At 38.6% G+C, this 16,008-nt stretch carries 15 protein-coding genes; 10 read left to right on the forward strand and 5 right to left on the reverse strand.

Features of this window, described 5'->3' with window-relative positions; all coding sequences use genetic code 11:
* Window positions 1-75: 75 nt before the first annotated feature.
* Window positions 76-2,463: an NB-ARC domain-containing protein gene (locus SLP02_RS15440; RefSeq protein WP_319421578.1), complete on the reverse strand. Its 2,388-nt coding sequence runs from the start codon at window positions 2,461-2,463 to the stop codon at window positions 76-78.
* Between the two features lie 338 nt (window positions 2,464-2,801).
* Here SLP02_RS15440 and SLP02_RS15445 point away from each other — a divergent pair, with 338 nt between their 5' ends.
* Window positions 2,802-3,395, forward strand: coding sequence for a Uma2 family endonuclease (locus SLP02_RS15445; protein ID WP_319421579.1), 594 nt, complete (start codon window positions 2,802-2,804; stop codon window positions 3,393-3,395).
* Between the two features lie 446 nt (window positions 3,396-3,841).
* Entirely contained in the window at window positions 3,842-7,711 is a 3,870-nt protein-coding gene (locus SLP02_RS15450; RefSeq protein WP_319421580.1) for a choice-of-anchor I family protein, read from the forward strand.
* A gap of 213 nt (window positions 7,712-7,924) precedes the next feature.
* Here SLP02_RS15450 and SLP02_RS15455 read toward each other — a convergent pair whose 3' ends face one another.
* Entirely contained in the window at window positions 7,925-8,290 is a 366-nt protein-coding gene (locus SLP02_RS15455; RefSeq protein WP_413467385.1) for a DUF5615 family PIN-like protein, read from the reverse strand.
* Window positions 8,287-8,526 (reverse strand): DUF433 domain-containing protein, encoded by a 240-nt coding sequence (locus SLP02_RS15460; RefSeq protein WP_319421581.1) that lies wholly within the window; start codon window positions 8,524-8,526, stop codon window positions 8,287-8,289. The genes SLP02_RS15455 and SLP02_RS15460 overlap by 4 nt, the downstream gene beginning before the upstream one ends.
* Before the next feature lie 212 nt (window positions 8,527-8,738).
* Between SLP02_RS15460 and SLP02_RS15465 the strand changes: the two genes are divergently transcribed.
* Window positions 8,739-9,125 (forward strand): hypothetical protein, encoded by a 387-nt coding sequence (locus SLP02_RS15465; protein WP_319421582.1) that lies wholly within the window; start codon window positions 8,739-8,741, stop codon window positions 9,123-9,125.
* 25 nt (window positions 9,126-9,150) lie between these two features.
* Here the strand turns inward: SLP02_RS15465 and SLP02_RS15470 are convergent, their stop codons facing one another.
* The gene (locus tag SLP02_RS15470) at window positions 9,151-10,623 is read right to left on the reverse strand and encodes a tetratricopeptide repeat protein (RefSeq protein WP_319421583.1); all 1,473 of its coding nucleotides are present in this window, start codon (window positions 10,621-10,623) and stop codon (window positions 9,151-9,153) included.
* A gap of 5 nt (window positions 10,624-10,628) precedes the next feature.
* Window positions 10,629-11,315, reverse strand: coding sequence for a hypothetical protein (locus tag SLP02_RS15475; protein ID WP_319421584.1), 687 nt, complete (start codon window positions 11,313-11,315; stop codon window positions 10,629-10,631).
* Between the two features lie 725 nt (window positions 11,316-12,040).
* On the opposite strand from SLP02_RS15475, the gene rplC reads away from it, so the two are divergent.
* Genes rplC through rpsC form a run of 7 tightly spaced genes read left to right on the forward strand, consistent with a single transcriptional unit; the run spans window position 12,041 to window position 15,992 of the window.
* Window positions 12,041-12,685: a 50S ribosomal protein L3 gene (gene rplC / locus SLP02_RS15480; protein ID WP_319421585.1), complete on the forward strand. Its 645-nt coding sequence runs from the start codon at window positions 12,041-12,043 to the stop codon at window positions 12,683-12,685.
* 58 nt (window positions 12,686-12,743) lie between these two features.
* A complete protein-coding gene (gene rplD / locus SLP02_RS15485) occupies window positions 12,744-13,376 on the forward strand; it encodes a 50S ribosomal protein L4 (protein ID WP_319421586.1) in 633 nt (210 codons plus the stop codon).
* Complete coding sequence (locus tag SLP02_RS15490; RefSeq protein WP_319421587.1) at window positions 13,369-13,671, forward strand: 50S ribosomal protein L23; 303 nt, start codon at window positions 13,369-13,371, stop codon at window positions 13,669-13,671. The genes rplD and SLP02_RS15490 overlap by 8 nt, the downstream gene beginning before the upstream one ends.
* 49 nt (window positions 13,672-13,720) lie before the next feature.
* A complete protein-coding gene (gene rplB, locus SLP02_RS15495) occupies window positions 13,721-14,548 on the forward strand; it encodes a 50S ribosomal protein L2 (protein WP_319421588.1) in 828 nt (275 codons plus the stop codon).
* A gap of 21 nt (window positions 14,549-14,569) precedes the next feature.
* Window positions 14,570-14,848, forward strand: a complete 279-nt coding sequence (gene rpsS, locus SLP02_RS15500) for a 30S ribosomal protein S19 (protein WP_319421589.1) — start codon at window positions 14,570-14,572, stop codon at window positions 14,846-14,848.
* 15 nt (window positions 14,849-14,863) lie between these two features.
* Complete coding sequence (gene rplV, locus SLP02_RS15505) at window positions 14,864-15,223, forward strand: 50S ribosomal protein L22 (protein WP_319421590.1); 360 nt, start codon at window positions 14,864-14,866, stop codon at window positions 15,221-15,223.
* Window positions 15,224-15,272: 49 nt separating this feature from the next.
* Window positions 15,273-15,992: a 30S ribosomal protein S3 gene (gene rpsC / locus SLP02_RS15510; RefSeq protein WP_319421591.1), complete on the forward strand. Its 720-nt coding sequence runs from the start codon at window positions 15,273-15,275 to the stop codon at window positions 15,990-15,992.
* Window positions 15,993-16,008 lie beyond the last annotated feature (16 nt).

Here is a 16,008-nt window from a genome sequence, read left to right on the forward strand (position 1 = left end):
AGTGCAGCTTATCTGTAAATCGTGCATCTAAGATAACTTAAAGTCCCCCATTATTGGGAATATTGAGGAAGTAGTTCAAAAGTTGTTTTTTTTTAGTTCTATAATTAAACTCACTCTCTCAACCTGTTTGGGAGCTTGAATTTGCTGATAAAGATCGATTGCATCTTCAAAACACTTCTGGCTTTTGCCGTGCCGATCGCTTTTTAAGGTAATACCCCATTGAACATAGGCTTCTGCAAGGTCGCATTTAGCGGTAATTTGATCGAGTAATTCTATAGACTGCTGATGATAGTTATGAGCGAGGCTGAAGTTACCCGCTTGGCGTTCGATACAGCCTAAACCGATTAAAGATTTGGCTTTTATTTGAGTATAGTGGCTCGATTGAGAAAAGGCGATCGCTTTTTGCCACATTATTTTAGCTGGCTTTAGTTCTTGATGATTAAAAAGTATTTGTCCGAGAATTTGCATAAAATAAGCAAAGCGTCCTGTATTGTAGGTTCGATCTTCTAAATCTACAATTAATCGATAAAGCTTGCGCACAAGATGATTGGGTTCATCGGTAGTTCCCAAATAAGAATTTACCAATGCTAATCCTAAAGCTGCCTTTTCTGACCAAGAATGATGCTTGGTATTGTTAGCCAGAGCGATCGCCTGTTGAAATAAACCTGCTGCGGTAGTTAGTTCCCAAAGGTCGATATGATACAGTCCTAGACTTAAGAGAGAATCGACCTCCAGCATCCGCCAGTAATATAGGTCGTGTTTATTGGCTAAAGTCACAGCAATTGATTGCAGACAGTGTTGGCTGGTGGCAATAGTCTCTTGCTGATGAGAAATTGCCTGATGCACTTTTCCCGTAGTCCAGTATAAATCTCCTAAAATATTATTTAGTTCGCTACGATGGCGATCGTTTTTCACCCTGTCTATAATTTGGTTAATAGCATTTAAGAGCGGTTGAATGATACCCAGGCGATTAAGAGTTGTGCCTAAAGTTAGAAATTGTCCCCATTGGTTTTCTCGACTATAAAGAATAACTTTAGCTGCACTGGCATAATCTTCAGTTGCCGTGTAGTGATAGTATGCTTCTAAAGCAGTTAAGCCATCTTGAATATTATTGATTCGGGTAATACTCTCCGTCAGAAACATCGCAATCTGACAATGGGTTTGTTGCCATTCTGGTTGAGATAGCTGCAACCTCGATTTTGCTTCAGCCTGTACCATTGGATGTAGCCAGTATTCACCCTGAGCAAATTCTAACAAAGAACGATTACGCAGAGATTTGATTACTCTTTGCTGCTTAGTTACATCCCACAACAGACAAAGTAATCCTGGTAAAGTGATTTTGGCTAAATCTTGATAGCGATAACAACCTAAACGGCAAAGCAGCAAATAAGCCTGGGCATCCAAATCTTGCAGACGATTAAATTGGCTGACAACTAAATTTTTTAAATCTGTCTCAACTAAAGGATCGTGACTATTTTCCTGCCAATATTGCTCTAAATCCCCATCATAATCTTCTCGAACAATGCCACACAGGATGCCCATTACCTTGGCATTGCCACCATAGGTTTGATGAATCTGAGCAATTGCTTGATTGTTCGTTTCAATGTGATGTGCCGTAAAATATTGTTGCCAAGCAGCTAAATCTAATCCTGATAAACGATAGTGTTCTAGGTTAATTTCTGCTTCGCACAGGCGATCGCGACTAGTTATTATAGTCACTGAACGTACTTTAGTATCGGCTAAGATTCTCAGTAGCTCAATATAGTCGCGATGAGCGTCAATAAGTTTGCCGTGCCTATCTAAAGCAGGTTCTAGATTGTCAATTAAAATTCCTACCGTGTGCTGTTCTAAATATCGTTTAAATCTGGCTAGGGTAACGCCAAATTCTTTGCCCGATTCTTGATGCAAATCTCGCTGCAACCATTCTTCCACCACACTATCTACCGAAATAATATTGGCTGTCTCTTTTGCCATCAAGACTTCTAAAATCAACTCAAAACCTTGATTAGCTAAAAACTGTTGCGCTAACGTGGTTTTGCCTATTCCTCCTTCCCCTTGTAGTACAATAATTTTGTGATTTTGCTTGACTAAATTTTGGAGAGTGGCGATCGCTTTTTGTCTACCAATAAAGCTAGAATCGCCATTAATCTGGTCAATAGCCACAGCCAAGTTTTCGATATTTTTCTTGTCTGTATTATTTAAAGACTGAAGTTGTCTTTTAATCAAGCTGCGAAAATTATTTTTAGTTACCTTTTTATCCCAGGCTGCCGATAACAATTTCCAAAGTAGCGAACCCGTATCCTTTACGTGTCCTTCTGTACAGCCGTATTCGTCCGCAATTTCCAGATATTTCTGGCGTTGCCAAACTTGAGTAACAATAGCCTGCTGTAGATCATTTAGATGCTTTTGGGTACGATGATAAACTTCTCGATCTACCAAGGCTATTACTGCTTCTATATCCATAGTTAAAGCTATTATAAGCAAGTAATAATTAATATAGTTAAATTTTAGTTTTTTAGGTTTTGCAGTTATTGACGCTTACCTACTTAAATAAACATTTAAATTAAAAATTTATTTTTTGCTAATATTTTTTAATTCTGACTTAGGTGAATACTTCTTAAATATATGCTATTTAGTAAAAGCGCTTAAGGAGTTAAATGCTTGATTACCGAAAAATTAGCGACTAATTTAACAGACGAGGAGAGGTCTGAATAAACCTATTCATAACAGAAATTGCGATCGCTTTTCTATCGGTCAATATTCTAGAATTAGAACATGGCAAATAAACACCAGAAAATCTCATGGTAGCTTCTCCACAAAATTCCTATCTAACAACCGAAGAATATCTGCAACTAGAAACAGCTAGCGATATTAAGCACGAGTATTTCGACGGTGAAATATTTGCTATGGCTGGTGCAACTGACACTCATGTAACTATTGCCTTGAATATGGCTATATTATTACGCAATCACCTTAGAGGATCGGGGTGTCGGGTATATATATCGGATATGAAAGTAAGGATCGAGGCGAAAAACCGTTTTTTCTACCCTGACGTAATGGTGACTTGCGAAACAAAAGATCGAGAAAATACTATTTATAAAGAGTTTCCCCTTCTAGTTATTGAAGTGTTGTCAGATTCAACAGAAGCTTTTGATCGCGGTGATAAATTTGCTGACTATCAGTCTTTGCCCAGTCTACAGGAATACGTTTTAATTAATACAAAAAAAGCCAGGATTGAATGTTTCCGTCGTACAGATGATGGTTTATGGCTATTGCAATTTTATGAGCTAGATAAGATAAACTTTGAATTAACTAGCGTAGATTTTTCTGGAAAGATTGAAGAAGTCTATCAAGAAGTTGATTTTTCTTTACCAACAGATTCAATAAATAAATAGACTTTTTATAGTAAAGCGATCGCTTTTTCCTAATTAAAACTTAGCTAATACGATTAGAGTTTAAATTACTTAATATTGTATAAGAGTTTAGCAATCGCCTTTATTTCAACAACTCGATTGAGCGAAGGCGCATATCCACCCTCGTTCAATTTTTCAAAGTATCAAAAATTTGAAATTTCTAATTACCGTGTTCTATCGGTTTATTTTTCAGGGTTATTTAATTCTAACAAGATTTGTTCAGAGTTATTACTGCGTTTTAGACTTACCAAGTTAATATTTATTCTTTTTAAAGCTACTTATAATCTATTCTTAACCATTAATTTAATTTATTTTTACTTATTGGTGAGATTATCAAGCGTGGACTGACTTATTAAGATCAGAATGTAGTTACTAATTGTTAACTACTGATTATCAATTATTTAATAACTTTTCTATCTCAAATTTACATGAATAATTCTATTGAATTAAAACAAATTAGTCGCTACGATTCAGGCATTTTTGATGAAGGGGCAGCCGAAATTACGGCTTACGATCCTCAAAGTCAACAGTTATTTGTAATTAATGGCGCAAACAGTACAATTGATATTTTAGATGTTAGCGATCCGACCAATCCTACCTTTACCAAGGCGATCGCCATTGAAGAGTTTGGCGGTGGTATTAACAGTATTGCCATAAAAGACGGTACAGTTGCCGCAGCTATTGAAGGGGAATCAGCACAAGATCTTGGTAGCATTGTCTTTTTTGATACGGACGGTAAAGCCTTAAATCAAGTGACTGTAGGGGCATTACCCGATATGGTTACTTTTACTCCTGATGGGACAAAGGTTCTAGTCGCTAACGAAGGCGAACCAAACGAAGACGATCCAACTGATAATCCAGAAGGTTCGGTTAGCATTATCGACATTTCAGGTGGGGTAGAAAATGCTACTGCAACTACTGCTGACTTTACGGCTTATAACGGACAGGAAGAGGAATTAAGAGGCAGAGGAGTTAGAATTTTCCCAGAGTCAAACTTTGCCAACGATGTTGAACCAGAATATATTGCTGTAAGTCCCGATGGTAGTCAGGCTTTTGTCACGCTTCAAGAAAACAATGCGATCGCCGTAGTCGATTTAGAGACGGGAGAGGTAAGCGATATTCAACCTCTGGGTTTGAAAGATTTTAGTCGCGGTTTACCAGAACTAACTAACTACACTTGGGATCTCAGCGAGGAAGTATTAGGTAAGACTCCCGCAGGACAAGAGATACTTTTGGGTGGTATGTCTGGTCTATTTTATGAAGGAGAAACTAAAGATGGTAAGTTAAAGTTTATCGCCACACCCGATCGCGGCCCTAATGGCGAACCGACAGATCTTGATGGCGATGGCGTAAAAGAAAGACCATTCCCGCTACCAGATTATCAGGCGAAGCTAGTTCGCTTTACTCTCGATCGCGACTCTGGGGAAATCGCGATCGCTGATGAAATAGAATTAACTAGAAAAGACGGACATACTCCCATTACTGGCTTACCCAATCTTCAGGCTGGTGAACCAGGTACGGCATATACAGATGAAGAACCCATCGACCTTAATGGAAATCTCCTAGCCAACGATCCTTTTGGCGCAGATCTAGAATCAGTTATCGTCGCGCCTGACGGTAGTTTTTGGCTGTCGGATGAATATCGTCCTGCTATTTATCATTTTGATGCCAAAGGAGTATTAATCGATCGCCTTATTCCTCAAGGTACTGCCGAATCTGTGGGACATCCAAAGGGTTCATTTGGGACAGAAACCCTACCCGCAGTATATGCCCAACGTCGCAGTAATCGTGGTTTTGAAGGCATGGCGTTAAATACTGACAACGGTAATCTGTATGCTTTTATTCAAAGTCCCCTGGATAATCCTGATGTAAGTGACTCAAAAGCAGAAGCAGCAGGCGAAAAGAGTGATTTTAATTCCCGCAATTCTCAGGCATTAAGAATCTTAGAAGTAGACCCTACTACAGGAGAACCAGTAGGGGAATATGTTTACTTCCTTGAAGGTTCGGAAGAAGTAGATAAAATTGGGGATGCAGTATATGCAGGGGACGGTAAATTTTACGTTATCGAACGGGATTCTGGTACAGATGCCGACTCAAAAAAGTTTATCTTTGAGGTAGATTTAACAGGCGCGACTAATATCCTTGGTACAGATTTAGCTACTGCTACGGGAGAAGATACGGCCTTAGAAAGTATGACTCCTGACGAGTTGGCAGCAATGGACATCCAGCCTGTCAATAAAACTGAGGTATTAAATTTACCTTCTATTGGCTACACCGCAGGAGACAAGCCTGAAGGATTAGCATTGTTAGATGATGGATCTTTCGCCGTAATCAACGATAACGACTTTGGTTTGTTAGACGAAGAAATACCTGGGGATGGTTCAGTCCCTTTCAACCCCGATCCTACCCAAACCGTCTTAGGGCTAATTGAATTTAGCGGGTCAAATGGTTTAGATCCAAGTGATGAAGATGGAATTAATATTCGCCAAGAACCTGTATATGGACTGTATCAGCCAGATGCGATCGCAGCCTATGAAGTAGATGGCGCAACCTATTATGTCACGGCTAATGAAGGTGATGCCAGAAGTGAAGACGAACGAGTCGAAGATTTAAAACTAGACCCTACAGCTTTTCCTAAGGCAACATTACAAACTGATACTGAAATCGGACGTTTAGAAGTCTCTAACATTGATGGGGATCTTGATGGTGATGGTGACTATGACCAATTAGTGTCCTACGGTGGACGTTCTTTTAGTATTCGTGATGCCCAGGGAAACTTAGTTTTCGATAGTGGCGACCAACTGGCACAAATCACTGCCGAACAAGTCCCCGAAATATTTAACTCCGACGGTACAGTAGATTCTTTTGATAGCCGTAGTGATAATAAGGGAGTTGAAGCTGAAGGGGTAGTAATCGGCGAGATAGATAGTAAAAACTACGCTTTTGTCGGTTTAGAAAGAGTTGGTGGTGTAGCAGTGTATGACATTAGCGATCCTGCTAATGCTGAGTTTATTCAATACATTAACCCCATCGATAAAAAGACAGGAGACGCTTTAGATCTTGCCCCTGAGGGCTTACAGTTTATCTCCGCAGAAGATAGTCCTAATGGTTCACCATTATTAACCGTATCCAATGAAGTCAGCGGTACGGTTAGCGTATATCAAATCGATATTCCCAAACCTGAAGTAAATACTTCTGAAGAAATCGAATTTCTCGGTGAAGCTAGTTTTGCCACTGGTACGATGTTTGAGGATACAGAAGTTGGGGGAATTTCTGGTTTAACTTATGATGCAGCCAACTCTACCTATTATGCCCTTGCCGACGATCGCAGTACTATTAATGATGCTCGTTACTATGATGTATCCATAGATCTAAGTGACGGCAGCTTGGATGATGGGGATGTAGATTTTACAGGAGTAACAACCCTACTCAATGTAGGAGAATCACCTTTTTCTCCTTCTAGTCTCGATCCAGAAGGCATCACTTTAGCCAAAGATGGAACATTATTTATCTCTTCTGAAGGAGATGCTGATAATTTAGTCGATCCCTTTATCGGCAAGTTCACCCCAGACGGACAAATATTTAATGAGTTAGATATCCCCGATAAATTCTTACCAACAGTCGATCAAAGTAGCGGTATCAGAAATAATGAAGCCTTTGAAAGTCTTACCACTACCCCCGATGGAAAATCTCTGTTTACAGCTACCGAAAATGCTTTATTTCAAGATGGCGAACCAGCTTCAATTGAATCTGGTAGTCCAGTTAGAATCACTCAGTATGACTTAGCCACAGAAAAAGTTGTCGGCGAATTTGTTTATGAAACCGATCCTATTCCCGTACCTGCCGATCCTGCTGATGGCTTTGCCGATAATGGTTTAGTAGAATTACAGGCTACAGAAGAATATGGTAAGTTTCTGGCTTTAGAACGTTCATTTGCCGAGGGAGTAGGTAATAACATCCGACTCTATGAAGTCAATCTTGGCGATGCTACTGATGTTAGCAAAACCGATAGTCTTAGTGGTGCAGATATTGAACCCGTAGATAAAGAGTTGTTGTTAGATTTTGGCGATTTAGGAATTGAGCTAGATAATAGTGAAGCTGTATCTTTTGGCGAAACTTTGCCTGACGGAAGGCAGTCTCTTATTGTTGCCAGCGATAATAATTTTAATGATAGTCAAAAAACTCAATTCTTAGCCTTTGCTGTTGGCGACTCCATAGAAGAAGGTAATACTTTAATAAGTTCTGGCGATCAAGAACTGGCTACTTTAACAGGAATTAATTCTGATAGTTTTATTTAATAGTAAAGTTGGTTCATTATTATAGTGCTTGATTCTCAACAGCGGAGTGGAATATGCTAAGGCGCGTTTTGGGTAAGAAGCTTCTTACTCAAAAGCCGCCGTCCCTACACGGGAGCATTTCCTCCGCTCAATAGAGCGATCGCATTTTTTTCATGTTCAAACTGTAAAAAAATATTATTGTTAGAACATAGCTAGAGCGATCGCATTTTGAAATTACCCGATAGGCAATAATCTGACTCTAAAACCATCGTCTTTGACCGAAATGATTGCCCCGTTTTCTAATTCTCTGCTGCATTGAAACAAAACATCATCTAGATATTCTTCAATTACTTCTCTGCTTTCATTGCCTAAGCGAAATAAGACAACACTGGGTAGTTTTGCGCCACTCACAGCCAGCAAGTAACCAAAATCCAAGTCAACAGTTAAAACAATTCTTTTCTCTTTTTCGGCTTTAAGCAAAATCTCTCGATCTTCAAGTTTTTCTAAACCTTCTTCAATTAGATGAATGGCATCATAGCCTTGTTTTCTCAGTTTAGCTGCTGTTCGAGGCGAAATTCCCATATCTGCAAAAAACTTTATCCTGCTAATTTATTTGCTTTGGGATAATATTGCTCTCTAGCTAACCATGCACCATAAACTAAAGATTGCTGAATATCTTCTACTTCTAAATAAGGATAGTCAGCAATAATATCTTCTGTAGTTTTGCCGTTTGTTAGTAGATTTAAGACCAAAGAAACGGGGACACGCATTCCACGAATACAGGCTTGTCCCGCCATTATCTTAGGATCAAAAGTAATTCTATCAACGTTAAGCATATAATTTCTATTTATTCATACATCAAAATTTTATTTTAGTTTAGCAGTTACCTCACAAAGATAAACTTGATTACAAATCATTTTAGCGATCGCCTTTCTATTCAATTTTTTAAGCTGTTAAAATATTTATGTTTTTTAATTGTGATATCAGACATTTATAATTTTTTCTCGCTATGCCAGGATTTAGGATGTAGTAAATCTCTCTAATATCGATGAACAAGCTAGAAGAAATTCAACAAATAGCCTCTCAAATTATACTAATTTTAGACAATCCTCAATCGGTAAAGCTTCAAGTAAAGCAGATTACATTAGCTCAGAAGCAACTAAGGGCAATTAAAAAAGAAATTAATGCGCTAATTCGTAATATCAATCAGCAAGCAACCCAATCTGGTACTGATAGTCTTGTATCTGTTGGTTTAGATGTTTTTGGCAAACATAAATGGGCTGGAAGAATGAGGGCGGAAACTAGACGGGCAATGGAAAGAGACAAAAAATCTGCCCGTCAGCCATATATGGAATTGAAAGAAGCGATTGATAAATTGATTTTAGAAGGGGATAGGCTTAAGTTAAAAGCAGATGAATACTTGATAGCACATTGATATAATAGTGGATATTTTTTGATCGTCAATATGATTCAGTACCAAGTTGCCATACATTTATGTATCCATTATCGTCACCAGCAACTATAGTTTTACTGTCTTGACTAAAACTTATAGAGTTATACCTTTTAAACTTTTGACTGGAAGCAATGGATAAAGTTTGTATAAGCTTACCTGTATTAATATTCCATAAAAAGATGTTGCCACTAATGTCGCTAGTAGCTAAAATCGTCCCATCATGACTAAAAGCAAGACCTTTCTCATTTTCACTGACAATAGTGTCAGGATACTCTGAAGAATAATCAAGAGTACGAATTAGTTCGCCTGTTTGAGCATTCCAAATATGAGCTGGTTTATCCTCAACAGCTTGAGCAAGTAGCTTTTCATCAGGACTAAAAGCCACATCCTCTGAGTATGGTGTACAGCGAGAATAAATAAACTTGCCAGTACTCAGGTTGAAAACTAGTAATATATCGACACACTCATAGAAATCATTAGGACATAAATTTCCAACAAAGGCTATGATTCGACTATTCGGAGCAACTGAAAGTGAGAAAAAAGTTAAATCTTCATCTTCAATAACTTTGATTAAGTGTTCTGTTTCTATATTCAATAGTTTGGTTTTATTTTTAAGTTTGGAAATAATTTTTTCTTTATATGCTTTATATATTTTTTTGGAATATGAGTGTAAAAGTTTTTGTTTTTTTAAATTCCAAGTTTGAGTGATTCCATCGTTACGCTCAATCGTAATATTTTGATTAGAGTCAATTTGAACTGATTTAATATCTTTCCAAAACATTGAATCAGACTGTCTTGAAACGCAGGTAGTATCAAAAGTAGCTAAGAAATCATAGTTTATCAGTCGATCTTCGATTATACCTTTATTATCTTTGTATTTTTTTATTTTGTTTAATTCAAAAAGGCTCGAACAATTATAATTCACATTCTTTTGAAATTTATAACTGTTAAATTTTATTTTCAAAGCTTGGTTAAAAGCAAAGTTAGCCTTTTGTTCTTTTCCTGATTTTATATAGATAAGACCTTTATTGTACCAAGCTCTATATTCATCAGGCTTTATTTTAATTACTTCTTCAGTTTCTTTTATTGCTTCATCATATTTACATAAATTCATTAAAATAGCACTTTTTGTTAATAATGCTTGCGTGAAATTTGGTTTTAAAGCAATAGATTTATTTACAGCTATTAAAGCTTCTTCCCAATCTACTGTTTTCCATAAAGAACGAGCTTTATACCACCAAGCTTCAGCACAGCTTTTATTGATTTCAATCATTTTTTCAGAACAAGTTAAAACTCCGCGGTATACTTCCAAGCCATATAGATATTCTGCTTCTTCTAGTAATTGATTTATTTGTTCGCAATAATAATTTGAATATTGATTTATATCGTTAGCAAGTGCAAATCCTCTCTTAATCAAATTTGACGAATATTTAGCTATATTAGGACTTGTAGATAAAATAATATTTTTGTTTTTTTCCATATCTATTAGCCAAATTTTGTTTTTAATTCTTTGAGTTTTTTCATAGCACTATTAATTTGCTTATCCAATTCATTAGCCATATCTGCTAACAAATCTTGTCCGACTTTTTCTGCTTCAATGATTTTAGTTTTAAGTTGAAAAAGTTCGGTTTGTTCTAAAGTTGTAATTTCTAATTGGATGGATTTTAAACGATCGCGACTTTGGGCTATTTGTCTAATAATGCGAATCAACTCGAAACTAATTCCTTCGCCTTTAATTGATTCGGGACTATTTTCCCAATCTTGTAAAATCGATTTGAGTTTTTCTAAATTACCGTTTTCGTAGGCGATATTAGCTTCCGCCATTAATTCTTGTCTGCGTTGACGTTCTTCGTCATCAGTTGCCAAATCTGGATGAATTTTTTTTGCTACTTCGCGGTACAGTTTCTTTAATTCTAGTGATGGCTTGAAATCTCGATCCGATTCTAAAAATGCTATGTATTCTTCAATTTGAGCTTCTATGCGATCTAGTTCTGTATAGCGAATACCAATTACTCGCATATATTCATTTTCAAAACTACTTAATTCAGCTTGAAAAGTGACTAAATTTAATTCCTTTTCAGCCAACTCGGTTTCTAATACTGCTAATTCAGCTTTCTTTTTTTCTAGTTCTTCTTGTTCTGGCGTAAGTTTATGTATAATTTCATGTTCCATAATTTCGCATAAATTACGATATAAAATTGTGTTTCCACAATCCTAATCTTGAAACTTATACAAAGACTTCAGTAAGATCAGCTAAAGATAAAAAATTGTATTGGCTTTTATTCACAAAAGCGATCGCTTTTTTCTCACTTCCCCAAAATATTAAAATATTCCTTGTCAGAAACTTACCCCATCATGTATCATTAGTGATTGTGGTTAAAACTGGCAAATCTCACCTAATAGATAAAAATCTAGTCCACCCCCTCAGTCGCAGAATACAAGTGATTTTCGCTTTTACTTCTAAGACTAAATTAGTGAGTTTTCACAGTGTTTATTCACCATAGAAAACAATCTCGTTACGGGGTTAGTGAGAAATTTATAGGGTTTGCTGCCTCCTCATTGGGGATACTGAAGAAGCAATTTTTCTTTAAGTCTTAGAGGGTACAAGGTAACTTTGAAGGTTGGCAACAGCAATAAGCTGAATGCGAGCGTAAATCTTAGAAAAAAAATTATATATTTGCTGCTGTACATCTTGTTAATAGCGGTTCGACCAAGAGCGATTTTATGTAAAAACATGAATGAGATTCTAGGAAGTACCGGTCAAGATGGTTATTTTTTGTCAGTTGATGTTGCACCGCCTTTTGATAGCAGTAATCTGCGGCAATACATCTAAGCCCAAAGCTCTTGAGAAATAGAGCTTAATCTATTATGTTGCAATTATAGAGGAGTTTAAACTCGTGTCTATCGGCATTCTTGGCACTAAAGTTGGCATGACCCAAGTTTTTGACAAAGAGACAGGAAATGCAGTTCCCGTTACTGTTGTTCAAGCTGGACCGTGTATCGTAACTCAAGTCAAAACTAAAGAGACGGACGGTTATAGTTCAGTTCAAATTGGCTATGGAGAGGTAAAAGAAAAAGCTTTGTCCAGGCCTGAACTGGGTCATCTTAAAAAAGTTGGTGCTAGTCCTCTACGCCATCTGAAAGAGTATCGTCTGGAAAAAACTGAAGATTATGAACTAGGCAAAGCTTTAGACATATCGGAAATTTTTAATACTGATACTACCGTTGATGTTAGTGGTAAAACGATGGGTCGTGGTTTTGCTGGTTATCATAAGCGGCACAACTTTAAGCGTGGTTTGATGAGTCATGGTTCTAAAAGCCATCGTGCGCCTGGTTCAACTGGTGCGGGAACAACTCCTGGTCGTGTCTATCCTGGTAAGAAAATGGCAGGACGCTACGGCGGAAAACAGGTAACCACCCGCAAATTAAAAGTTGTCAAAATTGATGTTGAGCAAAACTTGTTACTTATTAAAGGAGCAATTCCTGGTAAGCCTGGATCACTGCTTAGTATCTCTCCCAGCAACATTGTGGGGCAGAAGTAGTAGGGCAGAAATAACAGCTTGTTATTTTGAGAACATAAAGTATAGATAACAAATAACTATGGTTAATTGTGTAGTCAAAAATTGGCAGGGGGAAGATGCTGGAGAAGCAACCCTAGAACTTAAAGTAGCCAAAGCAGAAAACGCCGAACATATTGTTCATCGTGCATTAGTTCGTCAGCTAAATAATGCTCGTCAAGGTACGGCATCTAGCAAAACTCGAGCAGAAGTTCGCGGTGGTGGACGCAAACCTTGGAGACAAAAAGGAACTGGACGCGCTCGTGCAGGTTCGATTCGTTCTCCATTATGGCGTGGTGGTGGTGTAATTTTTGGACCAAAACCCAGAGATTTCAGCACCAAGATGAACCGCAAAGAGAGACGTTTGGCGTTGAGAACAGCTTTTAGTTCCCGCGTTGAAGATATAGTTGTTGTCGAGAATTTTGGTTCTGAACTTGACCGCCCTAAAACAAAAGAAGTTTTAGCAGCTTTAGACCGTTGGGGTGTTGAACCTGACTCTAAGGTTTTACTGATTCTTAAAGAGGTTTCTGATAACGTCAATTTGTCTACTCGCAACATTGCTAAAGTCAAACTAATTAAGGCAACTAACCTCAACGTTCTTGATGTGCTTCATGCCAACAAAATTGTCATCTCGAAAGATGCTTTAGAACAGATACAGGAGGTTTACAGTGACTAGATACCAAGAGAGAGATTTAGCCGACTTGATCCTCAAGCCGATCATTACTGAAAAAGGCACGATCCAGATGGAGCTTGGTAAATACGTTTTTGATGTATTGCCTAAAGCAACCAAGCCCGATATTAGAGCAGCTATTGAAAGCCTGTTTGATGTCACTGTTGTCAAGGTAAATACTTTGACTTTGCCTCGTAAAAAGCGTCGAGTAGGCAAGTTTTTGGGTTACAAGGCTCAATATAAAAGAGCAATTGTCACGCTCAAAGATGGGGATTCAATTGCCCTATTCCCTGACGTATAAAACGTAGATCAAAATATAGAACTCGAAAAAGCTAATCTAAAAGCAAATTATGGGTACTCGTTCATTTAGACCATACACACCAGGAACACGCCAAGCGATAGTTCCCGATTTTTCAGAAATTACCAAAAGTACGCCCGAAAAATCTTTAACCAAATACAAACATCGTAAAAAAGGGCGTAATAACCGCGGTGTAATTACTAGCCGTCGTCGTGGCGGAGGACACAAACGTCTTTACCGTATTATCGATTTTCGGCGTGATAAGCGCAATATCCCAGCCGAAGTAGTTGCGATCGAATACGATCCCAACCGCAATTCTCGTATTGCTCTAGTTCAGTATGAAGACGGCGAAAAACGCTACATATTGGCTGCTGTAGGGATGAAAGTAGGCACACCAATTATTGCCAGTGAAAATGCGCCAATTGAGGTTGGTAATGCCTTACCTCTGAGCAAAATGCCTCTAGGTGAAACTGTTCACAACGTTGAGCTTGTAGCTGGTAGAGGCGGACAAATTGTTCGGGCTGCTGGCGCTGCTGCCAAGGTAATGGCAAAAGAAGGGGATTATGTAACTATTGGTCTTCCTTCAAAGGAAGTAAGAATGGTGCGCAAAGAATGCTATGCCACTATCGGACAGGTTGGTAACGTTGAGTACCGTAATCTTAAGCTGGGTAAAGCAGGTAGAATGCGCCATTTGGGTAGAAGACCTGAAGTTCGCGGTAGTGCGATGAACCCCTGCGATCACCCTCATGGTGGTGGTGAAGGACGCGCTCCTATTGGTAGAAGCGGTCCTGTTTCCCCTTGGGGTAAACCAGCTTTGGGTAAGAAAACTCGCAAGAAGAACAAACCTAGCAACAGGCTGATTGTTCGTCGTCGTCGTTAATTCATTATTAATTGAAAAAATATGAGTCGTTCTTTAAAAAAGGGACCATTTATCGCCGACAGTCTCCTCAAAAAAATTGAGAGGTTGAACGCTGGTAACAAAAAAGAAGTAATCAAAACTTGGTCGAGAGCTTCAACTATTTTGCCTCTAATGGTGGGACATACAATTGCCGTCCACAATGGTCGCCAGCACATTCCTGTGTTTATTAGTGACCAGATGGTCGGACATAAACTGGGAGAATTTTCTCCTACCCGTACTTTTAGGGGTCATTCTAAAAGCGACAAAAAAGGGAGACGCTAGATATTAAGTACCACTATGCCAATAGATACTAATAACGAAGTAAAGGCGATCGCTAAATACATCCGGATGTCTCCTTTTAAGGTCAGACGGGTGTTAGATCAAATTCGTGGTCGCCAATATCGGGAAGCATTAATCATTCTCGAATTCATGCCTTATAAAGCCTGCGATCCAATTTTAAAAGCATTGCGATCGGCTGTGGCTAACGCAGAACATAACAACGGCTTAGATCCCGCAACTTTGGTAGTCAGCAAAGCTTTTGCCGATGGGGGTCCTGTTCTCAAACGTTATCGTCCTAGAGCGCAAGGTAGGGCTTATCAAATTCGTAAGCCAACCTGTCACATTACAGTGGCTGTTGCTCCTGAAGTAACCAATTAGAATCCTTAAAGTTCAGAATTTAATTAATTACTATTACGAGGAAACATTTGTGGGACAAAAGATACACCCAACGGGCTTTCGTCTGGGTATTACCAAAGAACATCAATCTTGCTGGTACGCTGACGCTAAACGCTATCCAGAATTATTGCTAGAAGATCGTTTAATCAGGGAATACGTTAACAAAGAACTGAGCAATGCGGGCATTTCTCAGGTCAAAATTGAGCGTAAAGCCGATCAAATTGATTTAGCAATTCACACCGCTAGACCTGGTGTGGTTGTCGGTCGTGGTGGTTCAGGGATTGAGAAATTAAGAACTGAATTACAGGCGAAGGTTGGTAACGCACGCCAAATTCGGATCAACGTCATAGAAGTACCTCGCGTGGATGCTGATGCAGCCTTGATTGCTGAGTATATTTGTCAGCAGTTAGAGCGAAGAGTTTCTTTTCGTCGAGTAGTTCGTCAAGCGGTTCAAAGAGCGCAGCGGGCTGAAGTCCTGGGTATTAAAATTCAGGTCAGTGGTCGCTTAAACGGTGCAGAAATTGCCCGTACAGAATGGGTTAGGGAAGGTCGAGTCCCTTTACACACCCTTAGAGCAGATATTGATTACTCTTATCGCACTGCCTTAACTATTTACGGAATTCTTGGAGTTAAGGTTTGGGTATTTAAAGGCGAAATTATTCCAGGACAAGAAGAAGCAGCAGCCGCTGTTCCTAGTCAAGCTCCTCGCCGTCAACGTCGCCGTCAGAAATTTGACGATCGCTCTGAGTAATAACTATTAACAAGAC

The sequence above is a fragment of the Pleurocapsa sp. FMAR1 genome, assembly GCF_963665995.1.
GTDB lineage: Bacteria > Cyanobacteriota > Cyanobacteriia > Cyanobacteriales > Xenococcaceae > Waterburya.